19 protein-coding genes are annotated in these 17716 nt (G+C 42.1%); 3 read left to right on the forward strand and 16 right to left on the reverse strand.

Annotation, left to right across the window (positions count from 1 at the left end; translation table 11 throughout):
• Window positions 1–8: 8 nt before the first annotated feature.
• Entirely contained in the window at window positions 9–875 is an 867-nt protein-coding gene (larC, locus tag GC102_RS30375; protein WP_171692807.1) for a nickel pincer cofactor biosynthesis protein LarC, read from the forward strand.
• A 50-nt stretch (window positions 876–925) separates the two neighbouring features.
• Here the strand turns inward: larC and larC2 are convergent, their stop codons facing one another.
• The gene (larC2, locus tag GC102_RS30380) at window positions 926–1414 is read right to left on the reverse strand and encodes a nickel pincer cofactor biosynthesis protein LarC2 (RefSeq protein ID WP_171692808.1); all 489 of its coding nucleotides are present in this window, start codon (window positions 1412–1414) and stop codon (window positions 926–928) included.
• Between the two features lie 116 nt (window positions 1415–1530).
• Here larC2 and GC102_RS30385 point away from each other — a divergent pair, with 116 nt between their 5' ends.
• Entirely contained in the window at window positions 1531–2580 is a 1050-nt protein-coding gene (locus GC102_RS30385; RefSeq protein ID WP_376769423.1) for a M23 family metallopeptidase, read from the forward strand.
• 10 nt (window positions 2581–2590) lie between these two features.
• On the opposite strand, the gene yunB is transcribed toward GC102_RS30385, so the two are convergent.
• On the reverse strand, window positions 2591–3388 hold the full coding sequence (gene yunB / locus GC102_RS30390) for a sporulation protein YunB (RefSeq protein WP_246321199.1): 798 nt from the start codon (window positions 3386–3388) through the stop codon (window positions 2591–2593).
• 463 nt (window positions 3389–3851) lie between these two features.
• Between yunB and GC102_RS30395 the strand changes: the two genes are divergently transcribed.
• Window positions 3852–4700 (forward strand): transposase, encoded by an 849-nt coding sequence (locus GC102_RS30395; RefSeq protein ID WP_171692810.1) that lies wholly within the window; start codon window positions 3852–3854, stop codon window positions 4698–4700.
• Between the two features lie 339 nt (window positions 4701–5039).
• Here GC102_RS30395 and GC102_RS30400 read toward each other — a convergent pair whose 3' ends face one another.
• The 14 genes from GC102_RS30400 to GC102_RS30465 all read right to left on the reverse strand — a co-directional run bounded on the left by GC102_RS30400 (window position 5040) and on the right by GC102_RS30465 (window position 17709).
• Window positions 5040–5903, reverse strand: a complete 864-nt coding sequence (locus tag GC102_RS30400) for a hypothetical protein (protein WP_171692811.1) — start codon at window positions 5901–5903, stop codon at window positions 5040–5042.
• Window positions 5904–6061: 158 nt separating this feature from the next.
• Window positions 6062–6622: a 5' nucleotidase, NT5C type gene (locus GC102_RS30405; protein ID WP_171640915.1), complete on the reverse strand. Its 561-nt coding sequence runs from the start codon at window positions 6620–6622 to the stop codon at window positions 6062–6064.
• 63 nt (window positions 6623–6685) lie between these two features.
• Window positions 6686–7330: a pentapeptide repeat-containing protein gene (locus GC102_RS30410; RefSeq protein WP_171692812.1), complete on the reverse strand. Its 645-nt coding sequence runs from the start codon at window positions 7328–7330 to the stop codon at window positions 6686–6688.
• A 92-nt stretch (window positions 7331–7422) separates the two neighbouring features.
• Window positions 7423–7998, reverse strand: a complete 576-nt coding sequence (locus tag GC102_RS30415) for a hypothetical protein (protein WP_171692813.1) — start codon at window positions 7996–7998, stop codon at window positions 7423–7425.
• Window positions 7999–8253: 255 nt separating this feature from the next.
• The gene (locus GC102_RS30420; protein ID WP_171692814.1) at window positions 8254–9276 is read right to left on the reverse strand and encodes an ATP-grasp domain-containing protein; all 1023 of its coding nucleotides are present in this window, start codon (window positions 9274–9276) and stop codon (window positions 8254–8256) included.
• Window positions 9273–10109: an HAD family hydrolase gene (locus GC102_RS30425; RefSeq protein ID WP_171692815.1), complete on the reverse strand. Its 837-nt coding sequence runs from the start codon at window positions 10107–10109 to the stop codon at window positions 9273–9275. The genes GC102_RS30420 and GC102_RS30425 overlap by 4 nt, the downstream gene beginning before the upstream one ends.
• Complete coding sequence (locus GC102_RS30430) at window positions 10106–11239, reverse strand: cysteine protease StiP family protein (protein ID WP_171692816.1); 1134 nt, start codon at window positions 11237–11239, stop codon at window positions 10106–10108. Before GC102_RS30430 ends, GC102_RS30425 begins: the two co-directional genes overlap by 4 nt.
• Window positions 11212–12627: a phosphoribosyltransferase family protein gene (locus GC102_RS30435; protein ID WP_246321200.1), complete on the reverse strand. Its 1416-nt coding sequence runs from the start codon at window positions 12625–12627 to the stop codon at window positions 11212–11214. The genes GC102_RS30430 and GC102_RS30435 overlap by 28 nt, the downstream gene beginning before the upstream one ends.
• Window positions 12572–13675 (reverse strand): HpcH/HpaI aldolase/citrate lyase family protein, encoded by a 1104-nt coding sequence (locus GC102_RS30440; protein ID WP_171692817.1) that lies wholly within the window; start codon window positions 13673–13675, stop codon window positions 12572–12574. The genes GC102_RS30435 and GC102_RS30440 overlap by 56 nt, the downstream gene beginning before the upstream one ends.
• Before the next feature lie 75 nt (window positions 13676–13750).
• The gene (locus tag GC102_RS30445) at window positions 13751–14488 is read right to left on the reverse strand and encodes a MeeY/MeeF family manganese export membrane protein (protein WP_171692818.1); all 738 of its coding nucleotides are present in this window, start codon (window positions 14486–14488) and stop codon (window positions 13751–13753) included.
• 32 nt (window positions 14489–14520) lie between these two features.
• Window positions 14521–15777 (reverse strand): TerD family protein, encoded by a 1257-nt coding sequence (locus tag GC102_RS30450; RefSeq protein WP_171692819.1) that lies wholly within the window; start codon window positions 15775–15777, stop codon window positions 14521–14523.
• A 71-nt stretch (window positions 15778–15848) separates the two neighbouring features.
• Window positions 15849–16436, reverse strand: a complete 588-nt coding sequence (locus GC102_RS30455) for a TerD family protein (protein WP_171692820.1) — start codon at window positions 16434–16436, stop codon at window positions 15849–15851.
• Window positions 16437–16488: 52 nt separating this feature from the next.
• A complete protein-coding gene (locus GC102_RS30460; RefSeq protein WP_171692821.1) occupies window positions 16489–17070 on the reverse strand; it encodes a TerD family protein in 582 nt (193 codons plus the stop codon).
• A gap of 39 nt (window positions 17071–17109) precedes the next feature.
• Complete coding sequence (locus tag GC102_RS30465) at window positions 17110–17709, reverse strand: TerD family protein (protein WP_171692822.1); 600 nt, start codon at window positions 17707–17709, stop codon at window positions 17110–17112.
• Between the last annotated feature and the right edge of the window lie 7 nt (window positions 17710–17716).

Consider the following 17716-nt stretch of genomic DNA (forward strand, 5'->3'; position numbering starts at 1 on the left):
ATCCTACAATGCGCATTTTATATTTAGACTGCTTCTCAGGAATCAGCGGCGATATGACCCTTGGTGCTTTAGTAGATGCGGGAGCAGATCGAGCTTACATTGAAGAAGAGCTTACCAAAATCAAGCTAGAGCCGTACATGTTGGAATGGAAGCGCGTTGTTAAACGCGGTATTTCCGCCTTAAAGCTAGATGTCATTCTAGACCCACAGCATCCACCAAAACATCATCGTCATTACTCAGAAATCGTACAAGTCATTCAACAGGCCGGATTCAATGAGCGTGTAACAGCTCTCAGCTTAGCTATCTTTGAAAAGATCGGTATTGCTGAAGCCAAAATCCATGGCATTCCCGTTGAAAAAGTACACTTCCACGAAGTCGGAGCCATTGACTCCATTGTTGATATCGTAGGTGTAGCCTTAGCCATTGACTCCCTACAAGTCGAGCGCATCTTTGCCTCTCCAGTACCGCTAGGTTCAGGAACGATACATATCGATCATGGTATTTATCCCGTACCCGCTCCGGCAACACTGGAAATGATGCGAGGGTTACCCATTGCTTCAACTAACTATAGCCTAGAGATGACCACGCCAACTGGTGCCGGAATTATTTCCGGAATCGTGGACGAGTTCTCCAAAAGCTTTCCTCCTATGATCGTTGATACCATCGGTTACGGTGCAGGTACAAGAGATTTACCTAATCAACCTAATGTGCTTCGCGTCGTAGTCGGTAAAGTAGATCCTTATATTGGAAAATGGCAAGTAAGCCACGAGCACCTTGCACATGAGCATAGTCATGGTCATGGACATGGACATACACATGATGACCATCATCACCACCAACATGAACAGTCACATACACACCCGCACCATACATGAGTCTTCACGGAAACCATTTATAAAATGCCAAAAACGCCTCTTCCTTTGAATCAGGAGGAGACGTTTTTTTGTTTTTGCTGTATGAACTGCATCCTAACTTCCTCATATACCTGCTTCAAAGGAACTTTATGCTCCTTAGCAATTTGTTCGCATTCTTTGAACTCTGGTGCATATTGTACCATTTCCCCCTGATGATAACCGACTTTTACCGTTAAAGGTCCCCATCGTGTTAACACTTGCTCGAATTCTCTAGCCAATCTATGACAGGAAGCGTGCATATACCGGATGCCAAGTGTCGTTGTCTCGCTAAAAATCACTTCCTCTACAACAGAGAGTCGTTCATCTTCAACCAGCACATTCAGCATAATCCCTGGTCTGCCTTTCTTCATAATGATAGGAACTACAAATACATCGTTCGCACCTACTTCAAAAAGCTTATCCATTATATAAGAAACCCACTCCGGGTTCATATCATCCAAATTAGCCTGAATTAACAGCATACTATCGTCCACATGCTCATCCCTATGATTAAAACTCACTATCCTCACCTCTTACAGGCATCATAGCAAAAATCGGATAACAACGAAAGATGCAGGGATAAACATTCGTAGAAAAGTACATCCTAAGAACTAACATTTCAGGAAGGATGATAGAGATGAAAAGCAGACCGTTTTGGTCGCGGGTTCTTGTTCTTAGCCTCCTCCTATCAGCAACCGAATCCGGGACTCTTTCAGGCAGATCTGAATCCCAAGCCGCTGCATCTGACCAATTATTTGCCGCAGCTCCGTCAAAAGTTAACCCGAACTTAAACACTGAGCGGAAAGAGCTATTCGAAAAAACAAGCATCTTGTCAGGCATTCCATGGGCATACCTTGCCGCAGTTGATCAGTACGAAAGAACCATGAATATCGCGAAAAAAAGACCCGTGCATCAAGGGATTACCAGCATTTACTTCCCTGAAGCAGATTGGGTCGGCTTATTGAATCCAGACCAGCAAGATACGAATCCAAGAAGCATCTCCTTCTTTCATGGTTACGGGCGAGATGGTTCAGGTGACGGCATCGCAGATCGAAACAATGATTTAGACGTACTAGCAGCTATGGCCACACTAATGAGCAATAATGGCCAACAAGAAGAAAATTTACAAATTAACTTGTGGAATTATTATCAAAACTCGCGCAGTGTTGAACGTATCAAGCAATTCGCTACAATCTATGCCACACTAGGTACCCTCGATGCTTACGAGCATGCTTTTCCACTACCGGTGACCGCGGATTACTCCTATCGCAGCACATGGGGTGACAGTCGCGGGTGGGGCGGGCATCGTTCCCATGAAGGAACAGATTTATTTGCTGGTTATGGTGTTCCAGTACGAAGCACTTGCTATGGCATTGTGGAAATTAAAGGCTGGAATCCCTACGGAGGCTGGCGGATTGGTATTCGAGATGTAAACAATATTTATCATTACTACGCCCATCTCTCTGGTTATCAAAAAGGAATCAAAGAAAATGATATTGTAAAGCCTGGACAAACCATAGGCTGGGTAGGTAGTTCTGGTTATGGTAAGCCCGGAACATCAGGTAAATTCCCACCACATCTTCATTTTGGGCTTTATCGTGATAATGGGCTAACCGAATGGAGCTTCGATCCTTACCCCTCCCTTCGCAAATGGGAACGTGAAGATCGGATGAAAAAGAAAAAATAAAACCGCTCCCTTATTGGGGCGGTTCTTTTTGTGTATTGCTTTCTTGCGTTGAAACTCCCTCTGCCTTTGGTGTAGTTGTAGTTCCCGCATTCGGAATGCTAGGCAGCGATAAACTCGGTGGACCCGCATCCTTATTACTACCCACAGGTTTTCCCTTATTATCATAATAATACGTAGGGACATCCCCAACCACGAGTGAGTATGAAATAGGAATTTCTGTTTCAACAATTTCAGTATCGGAATCAAAGGGAATAATCACAGATACTTCAGCAATAATACGAACATATACTTCAAACATAACCATATTGATTCCCGCATTTTGAGAACGTGTATTCAGATCAACCTTCACATTACCAACTGGCAGAAGCCGAATCGGTATATCCGGGCCAAATGAGGAGAGAATAGCACTATTCATCGCTTGCCCAACCGGAATATGCTCTGATATACTTTGCAAATCCTTCAGTTCACCTTGGACAGTTTTAATCGTATCCGCAGTTATACGCATATGTTCATTATAATTAAGCATGAAGCCTGTTATTTTACCGTTTTTATCCATCTTCCAATCAATTAACTGCTCCGCACTCGTACTTCCAGCCACATGATCCGCAATAGCACTATTAATCGCCTGTGTTGCTATCTGCTTGATGCGTACTTTTGCCAAATTCATCAGCGGAGGTCTAAGATTACGTTCCACGAAAATAAAAAACTGCACGCCAAATAAGACAAAGATGAGAAGACCGATCAACAGCACCTTTTTGCGGTTTGTTTTCCCTGTAGGTCTGCTTCTCCAGCGTCGCCTTAGCAGCATCCCATTCCCTCCCCTAGCCACTCAAATCAATTAGTACTACCTTATGCGGACATGGAGTGAAAAAGAAGACACGTTCCCTACAGCAAGTCCACACCGCGACCCATCACCATAGTATCTTTCCAGTTGCGTCTCATCCATTCCATATTTACTCATCTCTACACCCCATCGACTCCACATCTACTTTTCACACCCATCCTTCAGCGGCACAATTTGTCCCTTCCTATCCTGTCCTGTCTGCGTACCTGTATCTCATCTCATTGTTATCTTCCTTCCCACGTCACCTCATCTTGTCTCCAACCCAACTTTTCACCACCTCTATTGACACTATCCCCATTACTCAGAAATTAGAAAATCATTCATTTTCAAATCAAATATTTCCATTTCCCTTGAAATAAGATCATATGTTTGGTATATTACTTATAGGAACATATATTCCTATATTAGTTCAAATGGAGAGATGCATATGAATTTTGCAAGTATGTCACTTGATCAATTTCAAAATCATTTTTCCACTGATAGTGCTTGCATCGAGTATATCTTTCATACTAAGTGGCCTGAAGGTTTTAGCTGCCCGCGTTGTAAACATAGTCATGCTTATGTGACAACTACCCGTCGTCTTCCGCTTTACGAATGCTGTCACTGTCGCCATCAAACGTCTCTTATATCGGGGACAATTATGGAGGGAAGCCGAACTGAACTAACTAAGTGGATGCTGGCTCTTTTTCTTTTCTCCCGTACAAATAAAGGTACGACCGCAATCGAACTTTCTAAACTTATTAAGGTTACTTATAAAACTGCCTGGCTAATCTTATATAAAATCCGTTCTATGATTCATAGCTCCGATAATCAAACTCCGCTTTCAGGCTCAGTTTGTATTAATTCGGCTATCTATGGACGTCCTTATAATCCTTCTGTTCGCAAACACCCGCAAGAGCACCTTCTTCTCATAGGCTCATCAGTTAATGAATGGAATGAATTTACCTACCTCAAAATAAAGCACGTACTTCTTACGAATCCAAAAGAAAGACATATTCCTCATTTCGAAACAAAAGCCTTCCAACAACAGCACATAGAATCTGATACCCAAAATATTGAAATTGTTACAGGTTTTTATACCCCTACACGACTTCGCCCATTGCTCATTTTCGCTAAACAAGCTAGTAAATGGATAAATAAAACCTTCCATGGCCTCGGACCCAAACATTTGCAAAAGTACTTAGACGAATTTAGTTATCGGCAAAACCTTTCTTCAAAAAACATACCTATTTTTGCCCATTTAGTTCAACTATGCTTCAAACCCGCTTGCTACTAATAAGACAAACAGTAGTATTCTATTTGGCTATTCAATTTTTTGTAATTATAGAAATAAAACTTAGTTTCAATTGAACGACAACTTGATAATGCGTTCATACATACATACATACATACATACTTCTTACTTACTTACTTACTTACTTACTTACTTACATGCATACATTCCTACATTCATGTTTGCTTTCATTCTGAGTTAAGGGGATAGTGAGCATAGTGGACTGGAAGCGAAAAACCACCTTTGTTGAAAGGTGGTCAAGTTTGGATTTATGGTATGAGGGTTGGGGGTTGGATACTTGGTTTCCTGGTTCTTGGTTCTTGGTTCTTGGTTCTTGGCTTTTTAATACCGATCCATGATTAGCTGTGTTTTCAGTGAATCTTGTGCGAGGAACCATCCTTTACTTTGCAGATAGGTAATTAGTTCATCATGCTTACTGGATGCTGTCGATTCACTATTTGTTTTAAATGAAGCTTCAACAACGTATTCAGTTCCCGTACCAACTGCGTTAAGAATAGGCCACACTTCGATATAAAGCTGTTGGCCGTTCCATGTTCCGATTGAACGTTTAGCTAGAACCGGACCGTAGACACGGGAAGAGGAAAGCTTGCTAGTCCCCCAACCACTGTAGAGCCAATTATTAAATTTATCAGGTGCATTGTTAATCAGAAGACTGCGGGAATCGGTCTGGTTTGGGAGATCCATACCGCTATAGCCTGATTTAGTACCTGTCTTTGGACGTGTGATACTTAGTGTCTTTTTCTGATATCCCCACTCGACTTGCGCCTCGTAGCCTGTATCGCTGGAATCAAAGCCTTGTTGGTTTGCGAGTGTTAAGGCACCATTAATATCGTTGCCAATAACTGCATAGCGCTTTTTGTAGGTAAGTTCGAAGTCGTTTTCTCCCTCTGTCTTACGAATCCTTGGACTCCACACATTGTTATAAATGTCCTTGGCGTTCGTGTCCAGGAACTGGACGTTCATTTTGGTCACGCTATCAGGCATGCCAAATGCACTCTTTACGCTGCTTGTAAGTTTAAAGTCTGATCCAAGAACCGCACTTGGATTAAGGAGAAGCTTCACTTCATAATTCGGTACCATGTTGCTCGCAGCTGCGGCAGGCTTGGGTGCTCCGCCTAGACCAGCAAGTAAACTTGTTCCTACTACGGCCACTAGGACGACCATCATAGCATTTTTCTTTAACATCAGTTCATCTCCTCTACTCTTATGGAAAGTTAACCCATATAGACTGACATTAAAGTAAGAATGTCATTGGATGATTATCTACACTTGTATTTATTGTAAATCTTGTTAAAGGAGTAAAAAAAGCTGAACCCCTTAACATTTAGGAATTCAGCTTTGTTTCATTTTATAATTTCTCGGAGTTCATCCCAAGATACAATTCGAGGCAGGTCCAAGTGCTGATTATACGATCTATCTTTCACATATAAGTTCAATGGGAGGTGAGACAAGGTTTCCAGAACGGCCGGTTTATCATCAAAATAATAATCCAAGTTCAGTTTTTCAATAATATGTACTTTCTCGGAATCACTCATCCCACAATAAAAATGTCCCTCAACCACCGGGAAACCGTTGGCTATTAACCATTTTTCCGTTCGGTCTGTATGCTCTTTGGCCCTTGCCGTAATATAGTAGACCTCATGACCTTGATGTACTAATTCCTGCAAGATATCTACGGCATAGGGAAAAGAAGGACACTGAGAATAATAAATGTCATCACGGAGGCTTGACCACAGCTTACCTCCTTCTTCTTTCGTCAAACCGAAGGCACTGTGAATTTCCATCGTCGTTAAGGCGTGGAACGCGTCCAAGCCAATATTTTGCTTAAGCTTATGGTTATAAATATGAAAGGCATGTTCTCTTAAATTAATAAGTGTATCATCGATATCAAAGCCGAATTTCAAGGTTAACTCCTCATTTCACGGATATACTAGGCTGCCGGAGCAATTTCCTTTATTATTTTCCCCTTATTCCTTCAATATAAGTCCGAAAAGACTTGCAAAAACAGAGGCTTGTCCCCTCGAAATGATGCAGCCGCGTAAATCCTCTATACTCACACCTAAACTTGTAAATTCACAGCTGCTGATATCAATTCCTGCAAGCTTCACACCCGTGAATTGTGCCCGGTCCAGTTGACAGTTATCAAAATACACTTTTTGCAGCGCGGATTCGTAGAAATCAGCATTTAAAAGCGAACACTCCTGAAAAACAATCTGCTTGAAGTTAGCCATACGAAAGGTTGCATAGTCGGCCAAGCATGTATGAAATAAGACGTTTCGTACGGTTGCTTCTGTCAGGTCAATGCCCATGATTTTGCAGTTTCTAAATTCAGTCCGATGGATCGTAGCTTCACCAAAATCAACGTTGGATAGATCGCATTTCTCGAAAATAACATCTGTCAGCTCTATGTCTTTCATCGATATCCGTGTGAAGGTGATATTACGAAATATCACTTTATCAAAAGCGACTTTATATGCGGACTGATTATCAATGATACAATCACTTATAAGACCCGTATGAAAGCTATCTTCCGGCTGCATTTCCTCGTTCGGCAGTGTAATGGCTGGTATTTCTTTGGGGATTTTTGGTGTTTCAATTTTGGGAATGCTCATCTGGTACTCCTTTGTAATCAAGTGATAGGCAAAAAAATAAGCCTTACGGCTTTTTGAATTTGTACTCTTTGGTATTTAAGTCTCCCTTTATACTACCATCTCTTCTTCCCACCAGACAAATCTTGATCGCTTAACCCATTCAATTTCTCATACAATCCTTTCCACATCACATAAATGGATTGAATCTGAATAAACTCCTCGTCCGCCGGTCCTGCCCCTTGCATGAACATGGCCTCTAACATTTGTTTGTAAAAAGTCATTCGTTTATGAATAATTTGTTTCTCCATGTCTATTATTTCATCCAAGGTATGATAATCCATAAATGACTTCATATCGTCGGGAAGCTCTTCATCCAGTTGTTCTTCTCTAGGTGAAGGAGTTGGTCTAGGTGTAGACATGCTCGTTCTATTACTTAAATCTACTGTCGTCCGCAACTCTGACAATAGGATATTCTCTTTCGCGCACATGACATGAAAATATTTATTTTTGAGCAGCTCATTAATCACAAGCTGACACATATCTTTATTCCGTATTAACATACCATCAAAGGGATGAAGTGTCCAAACATGATCTTTCTCATATATATTGAAAGTGAACCATTCGTTAGCATACAAAATTCTGGTATTAATAGTCGACTCGTCAACAATCTCAAATGTAAAATCCAGCAACGTACAGCCCCCTCCCCAGCATCACAAATCTATTCTTATATTCTACCAAATCATAACAAAAAAAAGAAACCTTTTCAGGTTTCATAGATGACTATTTTTCAATGAATTTAGACACATATTCTGCTTTTTCAGCGCTTGCTACGACAATGAGCACAATGATTATTCCAGAAAGTATAATCCCGCTTATTATCATCCTGTGCACCTTCTTTGACAGATTTGTTCATCTATATTCAAAGATATGATGCACGGTTCCTTTTATTCGCCTAAATCCATAATAACGTATTTCTCAATATGACTGGCCAGAATGCCATAATTAGGCTTTTGGTTGTCCACATGTCCACCCAAAATGGATTTCACTGCTAAATAAGGGAAATTAATACCTGATAGACAAGTCACATGCAACCCGCCAGACATCCTCGGATTAATCTCAAGTAATTTAGGCACACCCTGATTGTACTTCACTTGAATGTTGTAATTAAACGGAATCTTGTAGGTGGCAGCAACCTGATGTGCAATTTCGGTCAGCTCAGGCACTTCCTCAAGCAGCCTTAGCCGTCCGTCAGCTTTACGACGCGGCACAGCGGCAAGTAATTCCCCAGAAGCCGATGCTAAGCAATCAATGCTGTACTCAAAGCCATTTAATAATTCCATCACCATCAGGTCCTCGAAACGGTCTACGGATGATAAGGTCTTGTATACCTGTTCCGTAGAGAGATATGGTGTAACTGTGCCGAACAGGTCACTTAATGTATCCCGCCCATTGCTGATGATCCTGAAGCCCATACCGCCCTCGGCATTCGTTGGCTTCATACAAACCTGGTGACCTGCGCTTACGAGCGCCTCATAGGCTGTAATAAATTCATCTGCCGTATTCACCACATGATAGTCAGGGATTGAAATAATGTTCGTTTCCCTAATGGCTTCATAAAACTTTTGTTTCTCAAGCAAGTTCTCTAATAGCTCAAGGTCACGACAAACTGTTACTTTCGTTCCTACCTTTTCGAACAAATCAATATGCTTCGCAATTGCGTACATATGTAATCTGGGAATGAATACATCAATGCCATGCTTTTTGCAGAAATCTAGGGCAAACTCCACATAATCATCATCACCTAAAACAGGTTCGGTATCCGCGTAATCAGCCGCCTGTAGAGCCATGTGGGTACGGTCTGGGTGAGTAGCATACATTTTGAATTGGACGCCATCTTCATTATTGCGAATGCTATTCATATAATGATAGGCTACTGAAAACCAACGGTTAAACCATACTTTTTTCATGAGGACTCCTTTATGACAAATAGATTCGTTTGCTCTATGTTTACGGATTCAACATACTTAAGTATTTCGTCCGTAGCGAAAATCCCGGATTCCTCGGTAAATGAATAGTTCCCCGTCGATTGAAGCTGCTCTTGTCGAAATAATTCTCCGTGCCTAGGGACTATAGAGAAATCAGCAAAATCAATCAAGATCTGATCCAATAAGGAATCACCAGATGCTATAACTTGGCGCTCCTCTGTTAATTGTTTTAGATGCTGAACAGCATCTCTTTTATTAACAACTTGGGGAACGACATAGACCTTTCTTCCTTGAATGGAAGTGCTCCAGCCCATGCGCTGAAGTTCTTCACTCATCTGAGTAACTTCCTCTAGCGGCATCTTTGCCCGGTCAATGATATGAGAAAAAAATAGCTCGTCGCAATAGCTAGAACTGATGACCCACTCCTGATTAAGGACACGATCTAGCAATTTCCTGACATCCTGCACATGCTCACTTGATTCACTAACGCGAGCAACTATAGAGGCTTGCCATTCTAGGTCCGGATGTCCATCTATCAGAATATTCCCGCCGTTGCTCGTAATTGCATAGGTGGGCTTCAACATTTGACTAATTAAATGTATACGATTGTACTGCTGCATGGTTCGTGTCGTAACCGGGATGAAAATGAGCTCAGTCATCAACTTTTGAAGCAGCTGGTAGGAACTTGAGGACATATACGATCTCACTTTACCGTCAATAAGCTCTGCTGTAATAATCCGATTGCCTAATTCTTCAGCACGCTCTAAAGGCTGTGAATAGATTAACGTTTGATCTAAATCGCTTGCAAATATCATTCGGCATCTCCTTTCACGGATTTTATAATACCACAACAGGAATAAGTGAGACCTGGGTACACTTCTATAGGTACTTCCCTAGCTTCAGCTAAAAGGAGGATATGACGTATATTCGGATTATCTAATCGGTCTACTAATATCCGCCACGGCACTCTACGGAGCAGTACGCGGGTCGTTTCTCCAACACCGGGTTTAATCAAGTTGATATCCGCAATCTGATACTCGTTCTGAATCGCTTGGATATCTCGCAATCCCTTCCATGAAATCGCTGGAGGATGCTGGAGTAGTTCCCTGGCACTTTGCTGTGCCTCTTTCACTACCTCATCAAAAAAGGGCACAATCTCCGCAATAAAATGATTGGAGAGATCCTGGTCCAACCACTCTTTATAGTATTTGGAACCATGAAAGTCATTCTGCCCAATGAGATCCTCGCGCAGCACCGTTCGACTCATTAAACCGGATACCACAGCATTCAAACATGCACTCGGAATCAAGAAATCCTCTCTCGTTCCAAACATATCCGTGCAATGACCAGGATCAGCGAGCACAGCAAGATCATCGTTCAGCTTGATCCCGTAATCTCTTTCCAGCTTACTGCATGCCTCTATAAGTACTTTACGGATTGCTCCCTTGCCGGTCCACCCGTCGACGAATTGTAGATTCGCGTCTGGATGCTTTTGCAGGATATAAAACAAAGCGTTCTCGTCAATCCCTTTACCCCGAATAATCGAGATGCTGTAGTGAGGCAAGTCCAACTGATACATCTCTTGCAGGTAACGTCTTATTAGAATACCGACCGGCGTGCCCGCTCTCGCAAGAGAGACCAGCACCGTATTCGGTCCTTTTTTATTTCGAATAAGCTCTGCCGTAGTACCGACTGCTAATGCTACTTTCTTGGCTGACATCTGCAGCGTCTCTCGGTACAATTTTAAATAATCAGACGTTGGTAGATGCTCTTGCGGTAGCATTTCTGAATAATGAGTACCCGATTGAATAGCTAGTTCTCTCGCATCCATCGACTTTTCCAGCTTAACCTCGCTCAAATCCTTTAGCAGGAATGTCACATCGGAAGCTGGATAGCTGCCCAAATGCATTGGCTCCTCTATTGGTCTAACTCGCCAATCTTCCATGTTTCATTCTCCTTCCATTCAACCGTTTGAGGAGAGAAAATGACAATATGAATCTGTTTCAGCCCTCGCGTTTGAAGAATTTGAAGCAATGGCTGCATCGAAGCTGGATCTGCTTCTCGTTCCATAAATAAATAGAGATCGTCATACTCTCCTACTGGAACATTGTATAAGAAATGAGTTACGTCGGGATCCTCCGGAGATGAGTACGGATAGCCTACCTTGACTGCGTAATCCTCTGTATCAATGGTATGAATTGGACTCCTCGTCGTCGATTGGTAAGACACACCTTCTCCCATTTCAGCGGCTATTCGCATGGGGATATACATAAACTCACCTGTGCCTATGCACAACGTCTTCTTACCTATACGAGTAAGTTTCAACTGCTTGGCGGCTTGAGATATTGAATGATCGGATTGTTCGCTTTCATCCGGCGTAAGACCAAATCTTCCACTATGCTGTAAATAAGGATGTTGGCTCACGTAAGGAGCATGAGCGAATAGATGATCTATATACGTGAAGTGAATGGGTCCCATTTGATTTGGAATAGGAAGGACAGGCACTTGGGGGGTTAAACTTTCAGATGAACCCGTTACTTTTACCTCACCTTTGACTAAGGAAAGCACGTGGATGGAGATACCTAGCTCCAGCTCTAGCTTCAGAAACTGCTGCTGATCCTCTGGGGTTCTCCAATCAAGCAGAGCAAGGATGTAGTAGGTTTTCTTCGGAAATTTCCCCTGCATATCTCGAATAATGTTTAAAGAGGTCTTACCTGTCGTAATTTCATCATCAACAAGGACTACAATCTCAGGATGTGTAAGCATCTCAGGATCATTCGCGTAACAATAATGTGCTACCGCATGGGAATGCTCCTCACTGAAATTAATGATGGATGCCGATCCTTCGATCACTTCACGCGTGGTATGAATATAGCTGCCACCCTGACCAAAGGTTTCATAAACGGCATGTCCAATAGCTGTGGCAGTTTCAGCAAACCCTATAAAAGCAACAGATTGCGGCAAGCTTAAACGATAGGACATAATTTCTTTATAGGCCGCCTCGGCCTGAGAAGGATCAATAATGCCCTGAATGGCTTGAGGGATTAACTGCTGCGGCATAGTACCTTTTAAAGCTTGTTGCAAGAGTAATGCCAGTGAAGCTCCGCTTAATAAGGAGGAATACGGATTCACAGGGATATGTTTCCCCAGCACTTTGCTAACAAACAGAAACGATCGTTTCTTATTGATTCTTGCCGCCATGGCGAACAGAGAGTCGAGGGGAATCTCAAAGGGATTAGAGGTCAATGTCACTTGAAGCTCTAAATCACCTGCGATCTTATACGTATGCTCGATTATGCTTGAGCAATAATCCGTCATATTCTTGTTGTTCATGCAGCACCCCATAAATTTGTGATCGTAAGAGAATACGTCTAGCCCAGCTTAAATGAGGTTTGATTTCATTCATTTTATTGGCATATGCGCTCTTAATAACGCCATGATCGCCATTATTGTTCGTAATAATGCTTGTTGCATCCGTATACTCTTCATGAGTCACCGCGTATAGCGATTGAACGGGTTTAATATGAGTAGGATGAATAATCGTCTTGCCAATCATGCCGTTCTCTTTATCCATAATCACTTCGCGAACCAATCCCTTTTGAGGGAAATATTCCCATACAGGCCCGGAAATAACGTAAGAGGCGTCAACACGCCCAAATATATTAATAATGTCAGCTACACAATCTCGAATTGGCGTTATGTCATAAATGGTCATGTCTGGGCTGCGTCTCAAACCAAATAGGCTCGAGAAATCCGTAGCGCCAATTCTTACATTGAGGACCAAGTTCTTATACTTCTCTAGAATCTCTTTAATTGTTTGAAGTGTATGGGTACGGCTTTCCTTATAAATCACAGGGCCAGACTCTAGAATTGGCAGACCATAAAGCATGGGGGCAGAAGACGGTTTCTCATCATTATAATTTTCTAGTATTTCAAAATAAGCCGCTCCATTGTCTGCAGTAAATTTCGGGAATACAAATCCCGTTAAAAGGGCTACGTTCTCTTCTAATCTTTCGATCAAGTAATTTAACTGATTCACACTTCTTACTCGTACGAATAAAAGCGGAAGATTATCCGTATGAAGAATTCCGACCTCCATGAAGGTGGCTAGCTTATTCATTTGATTCACCAAGGATTCTTCTGCGGCATGAACCTCATTTTCACCAACGGCATCTTCCAAATCAAGAATAACAGAAACAAGACCTTCAATTTTACCAAAAGCGATATCTTCCGCAAACGTGTGACGTGTAGCAGGCATATAAAGTGCAGCACCAATGGAATAAGCTAGGATTTCTTTGCGCGAATGATTATGGAAGGAAGTCGGAGGTAAATAAAATAGAGCTTTCTCTTCATCCGCTGTTAAATAATTAAAATATCTCAATCCCGATTCCTCCCTCTTTCGTTTAAGAAACAATCCCCCCGTAAAGGAGGGATTGTCATTGTATAGACGGTATTATTAGCTAGCTGATTTCTGCTTGTCCTTTTTGCGAAGCAAGCTAAGAACAATCGTGCCTCCAAATATGACTATAAGCGTTGAGAAGAAAAGAACATGTGAAATATGGACACCGAATGCGCCTGCAATCATCTTAAGACCAATAATGATAATAAGGATGAAGGCAGCTTTCTCCAACTCTGGAATCTTGTCAATGAGCTTTAAGAAGATTTGCGCCACGCCTCTCATCATAAGTACACCTATGATGCCTCCAAGGAACAATACCCAAACCTGGTCACTTACACCAAAGGCAGCCAGTACGCTATCGACACTAAAAGCAATATCCATGACTTCTACAGCAAGAACAGTACGCCAGAAGGAAAGTCCTTTATTCTGAACCTCCCCTTCCTCTTCCTTCTTCTTGAAGAAAAGATTACTGATGGCAATCCAAAGGAGATAGGCGCCGCCGAGCACTTTAATCCAAGTAATTTGAACAAGGAACGTACCTACTCCAATAGCTATGAACCTGAAAATGTAGGCACCTAGGAGTCCGTAGAATAAAGCTTTTTTCTGCTGCTCCTTCGGTAAATGCTTTACCATTACTGCCAGTACCAATGCGTTATCAGCGGATAAAAGACCCTCTAAGATAACTAATGTCCCGATAATTCCCCAGTTAACTGGATCAGAAAGTGTTGTTGAAAGCACTTCCCAGTCGAAAAAGTTAAGGAAGTTGTTGATAAAACTTTGAAAAAAATCTGACATGCCTTGACCCTCCTGTATATTTCGCTAATTATTTACTTATTTCCTGCAACCCATCTCATTCCCCATCCAAAGGCTTCATCTAGCGCCTTATGTCCGGAGAAATATTGAACAAGCCGCTCAATGCTAAAAGTTTCATTGTTTTGGTTACGAATTAACGCAATGGCACACATGCCCTGACGATTATCGTGTTCGTTCAATTTCACTTCGATGTCGGGTCCGCCATCCTGTTTGATGGACACTACGCCATCTGCTTCAGACCACGTGGTTGCACCTTCGTAAATGAAGGTGAAAATTAGAATGCGTTCAAATTCAGAGAGCTTATTTCCATTAATTCGAATGTTCTCTCCTGTTGTTACCGAGCCAGTACGGTCATCACCGTCTAGTGCAATATACGGCTCTCTGTGGAGTGAACCGAATCGGTTGCCAAGCGCTTGAATAACGCCCTTCTCACCGTTCTTTAATTCATATAAACAAGCTAGATCCAGATCGATCCCTTTACTTTTACCGAAAAATCCACCAGGTTTCTTCTTCTGATTCCAGTTTAAATTAATGACAATTTCCCCGAGATTACCTGTTGTCTTCTTCGCAAGACTAATGCGATCGCCCTTTTTCTTCAATTCAATCTTATTCAGATTAATTGGAGCTGGAGGGATAAGAGGAGGTTTACTCGCTTGCGCCGGAGTTGGAACTGGGGGAGGCGTCGGTGTCGGATTAGGTACAGGGTTAGGTGTAGGTTCATCCTTAACCTCAATTCCGAAATTTCCGCACAGCGCTTTCAGCCCACCGGAAAAGCCAGATCCAATCGCACTGAATTTCCATTCTGTGCCGTATCTATATAGTTCCCCTACAACAATAGCTGTCTCAACGGAGAATTGATTTCCTAATTCATATCGCAACATATCTTGCCCTGTGCTAGGATGAAAAATCCGTAAATAAGCTTGTGTCACTTGGCTGAATTGCTGCTTTAGCTTCTCACCCTCATGGATGGTTAGTGTAATAGCAACTTTCTCAACATTAGCTGGAACGTTAGAAAATTGAATAGAAAATTGCTTCTTATCGGTCCCTTGAGAGGGTTGATCGATGAAATTCACACCGCTTTTTGTAGGATTGTTGTAGAATACCAACTGTTCGTCATTATCTACCTTCCCATTAGCGCCTAACAAGAATGCTGAAGTATCCAGATCTATGTTCGTAGGAGAGTTCCATCCGAGTCCAATACCAATCTGTGAGAGTCCCGGATTTGTTTTTGTAACATCCGTCTTTTGGCCTTTAACAAGAGATATATGCATAAGGGCTGTCCCTTCCGTACTAATAATTGAAGGGTGATGCCTTACGCGCACCACCCCACCTGTTTCTGAATTTACTGAGCATCAAGTCCATAGTTTTTACAAAGGGCTTGGAGACCACCTTGAAAACCACTTCCCACAGCTTGGAACTTCCATTCTTGACCTTGGCTATCTCGGTACAATTCACAAATGACAACGGCAGTTTCTACAGAAAAGTCCTCGCCCAAGTCATAACGTAAAATCTCCCGATTCGTTACCTCATCAACAAGGCGAACGAACGCATTCGATACTTGTCCGAAATTTTGGTTGCGATTCGATCCATCATGAATCGTAACAGCTATTCCTACTCGGTGAATATGCGCAGGGATTTTGGAGAAATCAACTTTGATTTGCTCGTCATCCCCATCGCCATCACCTGTACGATTATCGCCGGTATGCTCAACACAACCATTGACACCAACTAAGTTGTTGTAAAAAATGAAGTCCTCAAGCCCTTTAGCTTTACCTTCAGCATGAAGAAGAAAGGCTGACGCATCCAAATCGAATGAATGCCCACCACTATATTTGTTCGTATCCCAACCTAATCCGATAATCGCCTTACTTAGGCCAGGGTTCGTCTTCGTTAAGTCAATTCTTTGACCTTTTGACAAGCTGATTGTCATTGCTGCATCTCCTTAGAGTTTTCGCAAGAAAACTAGCATTATAAGTAAAATCTTAGGAAGTTTGCAAGCCGTAATCGCGAGCTAATCCTGCAAGACCGTCTTTGTAGCCGCTACCGATTGCGCTGAATTTCCATTCGCCAGAGTTACGGTACAATTCACCGATAACTACGCCTGTTTCAATGGAGAAATCTTCTCCAAGATCAAAACGGATCAATTCTGCGCCTGAACCTTCGTTAAGAATACGAACGTAAGCATTGGAAACTTGTCCAAAGTTTTGCGCTCTTGCTTCAGCATCATGAATTGTGATGCAGAAAGCAATTTTCTCTGTTTCAGCTGGAACTGCACTTAGATCAACGCTTACTTGCTCATCGTCACCATCGCCAGCACCTGTACGGTTGTCGCCATTATGTACGATTGAACCGTTGGCATTCTTCGGGTTGTTGTAGAAGATGAAATCAGATTCAGATCCTACTTTACCAGAAGCATTAACAGCGAAAATGGAAGCGTCTAGATCGAAATCTTTACCGCCATCATATTTGTTCGTGTCCCAACCTAGACCAACAACAACTTTAGTTAGACCTGGGTTTGTTTTAGTTAAATCTACTTTTTGACCTTTGGATAGTGAAATTGCCATTGAATATGACCTCGCTTTATAGGGGATTTGGTGTTGCTATTATTGATAACGTTTAACCAATTGTCCAACCGTTGTATCCGTGCTGCCTTCACCAATCGCGTTGAATTTCCATTCGCCGCTATGACGATAAAGTTCACCAACAATCAGGGATGTTTTACCTGAATAATCATCGGTTAGATTAAACTTAATCAATTCTTGGTTATTCGAATCATTCACTAACCGGATATAGGCGGATTGAACGAGACCAAAATCTTGTTTTCTATTCACGCAGTCGTAAATATTAACAACGAAAACGATCTTACTAACATCCGCAGGAACTTGTCCTAAATTAACAGATACTTGCTCATCATCGCCATCGCCTTCCCCTGTGCGGTTATCACCGGAGTGAACCACTGAACCATCAGGGCTTTGCAAGTTAGCGAAGAAAACAACATTCTTCTCTTTAGTCAATTTTCCATTCTCATCTAATAAGATGACGGAAGCGTCGCAATCAATTTCAACAGCTGTTTTTTTGGATCCGAAGAAACCTTTCTTCTCCACAACTGCAGGATCCCAACCTAGTCCAACTACAACTTTGGAAAGACCCGCATTACCTTTTGTTAAATCAATTTTTTGACCTTTGACCAAACTAATTGTCAACGAGGTC

The organism is Paenibacillus germinis (genome assembly GCF_013141785.1).
GTDB lineage: Bacteria > Bacillota > Bacilli > Paenibacillales > NBRC-103111 > Paenibacillus_E > Paenibacillus_E phytorum.

Excerpts from the sequence above, each read along its gene's own strand:
- GC102_RS30395 (WP_171692810.1), top strand. The coding sequence starts at position 3,852 with ATGAATTTTGCAAGTATGTCACTTGATCAATTTCAAAATCATTTTTCC.
- yunB (WP_246321199.1), bottom strand. The coding sequence starts at position 3,388 with ATGCTGCTAAGGCGACGCTGGAGAAGCAGACCTACAGGGAAAACAAAC.
- GC102_RS30385 (WP_376769423.1), top strand. The coding sequence starts at position 1,531 with ATGAAAAGCAGACCGTTTTGGTCGCGGGTTCTTGTTCTTAGCCTCCTC.
- larC (WP_171692807.1), top strand. The coding sequence starts at position 9 with ATGCGCATTTTATATTTAGACTGCTTCTCAGGAATCAGCGGCGATATG.
- GC102_RS30425 (WP_171692815.1), bottom strand. The coding sequence starts at position 10,109 with ATGATATTTGCAAGCGATTTAGATCAAACGTTAATCTATTCACAGCCT.
- GC102_RS30400 (WP_171692811.1), bottom strand. The coding sequence starts at position 5,903 with ATGTTAAAGAAAAATGCTATGATGGTCGTCCTAGTGGCCGTAGTAGGA.
- GC102_RS30420 (WP_171692814.1), bottom strand. The coding sequence starts at position 9,276 with ATGAAAAAAGTATGGTTTAACCGTTGGTTTTCAGTAGCCTATCATTAT.
- GC102_RS30430 (WP_171692816.1), bottom strand. The coding sequence starts at position 11,239 with ATGGAAGATTGGCGAGTTAGACCAATAGAGGAGCCAATGCATTTGGGC.
- GC102_RS30455 (WP_171692820.1), bottom strand. The coding sequence starts at position 16,436 with ATGACAATCAGCTTGTCAAAAGGTCAAAGAATTGACTTAACGAAGACG.
- GC102_RS30410 (WP_171692812.1), bottom strand. The coding sequence starts at position 7,330 with ATGAGCATTCCCAAAATTGAAACACCAAAAATCCCCAAAGAAATACCA.
- GC102_RS30450 (WP_171692819.1), bottom strand. The coding sequence starts at position 15,777 with ATGCATATATCTCTTGTTAAAGGCCAAAAGACGGATGTTACAAAAACA.
- GC102_RS30460 (WP_171692821.1), bottom strand. The coding sequence starts at position 17,070 with ATGGCAATTTCACTATCCAAAGGTCAAAAAGTAGATTTAACTAAAACA.
- GC102_RS30445 (WP_171692818.1), bottom strand. The coding sequence starts at position 14,488 with ATGTCAGATTTTTTTCAAAGTTTTATCAACAACTTCCTTAACTTTTTC.
- GC102_RS30435 (WP_246321200.1), bottom strand. The coding sequence starts at position 12,627 with ATGAACAACAAGAATATGACGGATTATTGCTCAAGCATAATCGAGCAT.